General features: G+C 36.7%; 3 protein-coding genes and 1 pseudogene. 1 reads left to right on the top strand and 3 read right to left on the bottom strand.

Annotated elements, in window-relative coordinates; genetic code table 11:
* The first annotated feature begins 243 nt into the window (after positions 1-243).
* Entirely contained in the window at positions 244-1,539 is a 1,296-nt protein-coding gene (tyrS, locus tag ABF281_RS03480) for a tyrosine--tRNA ligase (protein ID WP_347180312.1), read from the top strand.
* Between the two features lie 64 nt (positions 1,540-1,603).
* Here tyrS and ABF281_RS03485 read toward each other — a convergent pair whose 3' ends face one another.
* The 3 genes and pseudogenes from ABF281_RS03485 to ABF281_RS03495 all read right to left on the bottom strand — a co-directional run.
* Entirely contained in the window at positions 1,604-2,047 is a 444-nt protein-coding gene (locus tag ABF281_RS03485) for a YHS domain-containing (seleno)protein (protein ID WP_347180313.1), read from the bottom strand.
* 53 nt (positions 2,048-2,100) lie between these two features.
* Positions 2,101-3,075, bottom strand: a complete 975-nt coding sequence (locus ABF281_RS03490; protein WP_347180314.1) for an acyl transferase — start codon at positions 3,073-3,075, stop codon at positions 2,101-2,103.
* A 123-nt stretch (positions 3,076-3,198) separates the two neighbouring features.
* Positions 3,199-3,371 (bottom strand): annotated as a pseudogene (locus ABF281_RS03495) (ribonuclease H); the annotation flags it as partial.

Raw genomic sequence — 3,371 nt, forward strand, 5'->3', positions numbered from 1 at the left:
CAGGCATGTACTTGGTACGTGTGGAAACCAATAAAGGAGGAGTCACCAAAAAGATAATCGTAAGGTAAGAGCTTAGGCCTAAGGTGTTTTGTTTTTTATGGCGGACTTGCGTTCTTGTGATAGCGTTTATGGTTTAAGGCTTATAGAGACTATGCAAACGGCTTTACCAAGAGGGAGAAATTTGCAATCGGTTCATTGTAAATTGTAAATTGAAAAAGTATCTTTGCTGAAAATTTTTTAGTGATGACTTACAATTTTGTAGAAGAGTTAAAGTGGAGAGGATTGGTGCATGATATCATGCCAGGAACAGAAGAGCAATTGCTAGAGGAAATGACTTCTGGATACATAGGGTTTGATCCAACAGCAGATTCTTTGCACATTGGAAGTTTGATTCCGATTATTGTGTTGATGCATTTTCAAAAAGCGGGTCACAAACCAATCGCTTTGATTGGTGGTGCAACAGGAATGATTGGAGACCCATCAGGAAAATCTGCAGAGCGTAATTTGTTAGACGAAGAAACGTTGGCAAAGAACATCTCGGGCGTAAAAAGCCAGCTGGAACGCTTCTTAGATTTTAATTCAGACGCAAAGAATGCAGCCGAGCTGGTGAACAACTACGATTGGATGAAAACTTTTTCATTGATAGATTTTGTTCGAGACATTGGAAAGCATTTGACAGTGAACTATATGATGGCTAAAGAGTCTGTGAAAAAACGCATCTCAGGAGAAGGAGTAGAAGGGATGAGTTTTACAGAGTTTACCTATCAATTGTTTCAAGGGTATGATTTTTTACACTTGTACGAAAACAAGAATTGTAAGCTACAAATGGGAGGTTCTGACCAGTGGGGAAATATCACTACAGGAACTGAATTGGTAAGAAGAAAGGCACAAGGAAAAGCTTATGCAATGACATGCCCATTGATCACCAAAGCCGATGGTACCAAATTTGGAAAATCTGAAGGAGGGAATATTTGGCTAGACCAAAATAGAACATCAGCGTATAAGTTTTATCAATATTGGTTGAATTCCTCAGATGAAGATTCTGAAAATTTTATTAAAAAATTCACTTTTTTAAACCAACAAGACATTGAAGACTTGATTGCAGAACACAAGGAAGCACCACATTTACGTTTGTTACAGAAAAGATTGGCCGAAGAAGTAACAGTGATGGTACATGCACAAGAAGATTTAGACAATGCAGTAAAAGCGTCTAATATTTTGTTTGGAAAATCAACAGCGAGTGATTTGAAATCTTTGGACGAACAAACGTTTTTAGATGTATTTGATGGCGTACCACAAGCAGAGCTTAGTCAAGAAGAGTTGTCAGAAGGAGTAGATATGATTGGTGCTTTAGCCGCAAAGACCAATTTTTTGAATTCTAATTCTGACGCTAGACGAGCATTAAAAGAGAATGCAGTTTCTGTGAATAAAGAAAAAGTAAAGGAAGACTTTAAAATAACTAAGGCAGACTTGATTGCAGACAAATACGTTTTGTTGCAAAGAGGGAAAAAGAATTATTATTTGGTGCGCTTCGTTTAAGCGTTCCATTCTAAATCATAAAAAAGCCTTTCCTTGTGTGAAAGGCTTTTTTTATGACTTGAATCTATTGATAAGATTCCCAGTTTAGATCCGCTTCTTTTTTTAGTTTTTCAGGATTTTCTTCAAGCCACTTTTCTAAAGTATTTGTTCCCCAAGCATTGTAAAAAAGATATAATCTTCCCGCTCTAATTTCGAATGTCTTGGGATTGATGTCATATTTAGTGTTGTTTGCACCAAGGGCGTAGGCACACCAACCTCCATACTGAGGGAGATAATCTTTAGGGTTTTTTTTAAACGTTTCTAGGTGTTTTCGGTTTACAAACTTAAAAGTTGCCCCTTCATAAGTAGTGCTAAATTCTTTTTTTCCTTCCTCAGCTTTATTTTCAAAGTAGGAAATGACATCATAGCCTTTGGCGACAAATCCTTTGTCGAGGTTAAAGTCTTTTTTTTGTGAGTATACTGTAGTGCTCAAGCACAGAGCAATGAAAATGGCAAATCTGTTCATCATCAATAATATTTAATTCTTTAGTCGCAAAAAAATCAGAGCCTTACAGAGTAAGGTTATTGTATTAGAAGGTTACAACCTCTTAGGTCAGAATTGTCAAACCTACCCAAAACATCAAAAGTTCCATCTGAATAGGTTTTACCCAAGTCTTGAGTTGCAACAAAAGAGCAGGAGTTGATATTTGCCAAATCAATAACGTTGATTCCGCCACTTTTTTCGTTTGGCAATAAAGACAAGGCATCTTCGGTGTCTCGAATTAAGATTTTCATCCAAGGCGGGCAGTTAAATTTTTGAGTATCTGTGTAGTAAGCTTGACTGAGCAACTCAGTCATTCCATATTCTGAGTGTATATGTGTCGTGCCAAAACCTTTTTTAAGTTCGGCGTGGAGTTCTTCACGAATCATTTCTTTACGCTTGCCTTTCATACCACCAGTCTCCATAACAATCGTATATTTTAAAGAACAAGGGTGTTTTTCGATAAAGTCTAGTAAAGCAAAAGACACACCAACCAAGAGTGTTTTTTTCTGCTTTCTTTCTTGCTCCAGTAGCTGGTCAAAAAGTTCTTGATGATTGTGCATATAAAAACCACTATCAGGATTTTCAGATTTGTCAATGAGGTCTTTAATCATGTAGATCAACGAAGAGCCGTTACGCTCTAAGTAAGAGGGAAGTAGGGCTAAAACAGTATATTCCTTGATGTTTCCATAAAAATTTTCAAAAGTATTCAAATAGCTTTTTTCGTAGAGAGTAACGTCAGTAACAAGATGTTTGCTTTGGCGCATGCCTGTTGTTCCACTACTCAAAAAAGTTTCTTCAATGGGTTTTTGGTTGCTTACAATGGCATGGCTTTTAAAAAATTGAATAGGAAGAAAAGGGATGTCTTGAACAGCAGTTATTTTTTTAGGATTGATGTTTAGGAACCTCAGAAAGTCCTTGTAAACTTGACAGCGTGCTGCTTGATATTGAAAAACGGCAAGTGCTTGTTCCTCAAAGTTATGGGTATTGACCGTTAAAAAATCAAATGATTTCATAGTATTCAATCTGAAGCAAAAATAAGCAAATTAGAAGAGGAAACCGATTTCAATTTCACAGAAGTTCACCGTGGAGGCTATCCCTCTTTGATGTAACACATGACAAGCGCCTACTTAGAAAACTTATTTTCTACCAAAGTCAGCAGGAATTTCTCCCCAAACTTTAGTTTCCCATTTTAGGATTGGGTTTTTAAATGTATTTTCTCTAAGCCACTTTTCCCCACGTTTGATCAAATCAAACATAGTTTTGTTTGTTGCTGTTGGCATGATCTTGGTTCTACATTGCTTTCTTTTGA

It is taken from the genome of Wenyingzhuangia sp. (genome assembly GCF_039768515.1).
Taxonomy (GTDB): Bacteria; Bacteroidota; Bacteroidia; order Flavobacteriales; family Flavobacteriaceae; genus Wenyingzhuangia.

Excerpts from the sequence above, each read along its gene's own strand:
- ABF281_RS03485 (WP_347180313.1), bottom strand. The coding sequence starts at position 2,047 with ATGATGAACAGATTTGCCATTTTCATTGCTCTGTGCTTGAGCACTACA.
- tyrS (WP_347180312.1), top strand. The coding sequence starts at position 244 with ATGACTTACAATTTTGTAGAAGAGTTAAAGTGGAGAGGATTGGTGCAT.
- ABF281_RS03490 (WP_347180314.1), bottom strand. The coding sequence starts at position 3,075 with ATGAAATCATTTGATTTTTTAACGGTCAATACCCATAACTTTGAGGAA.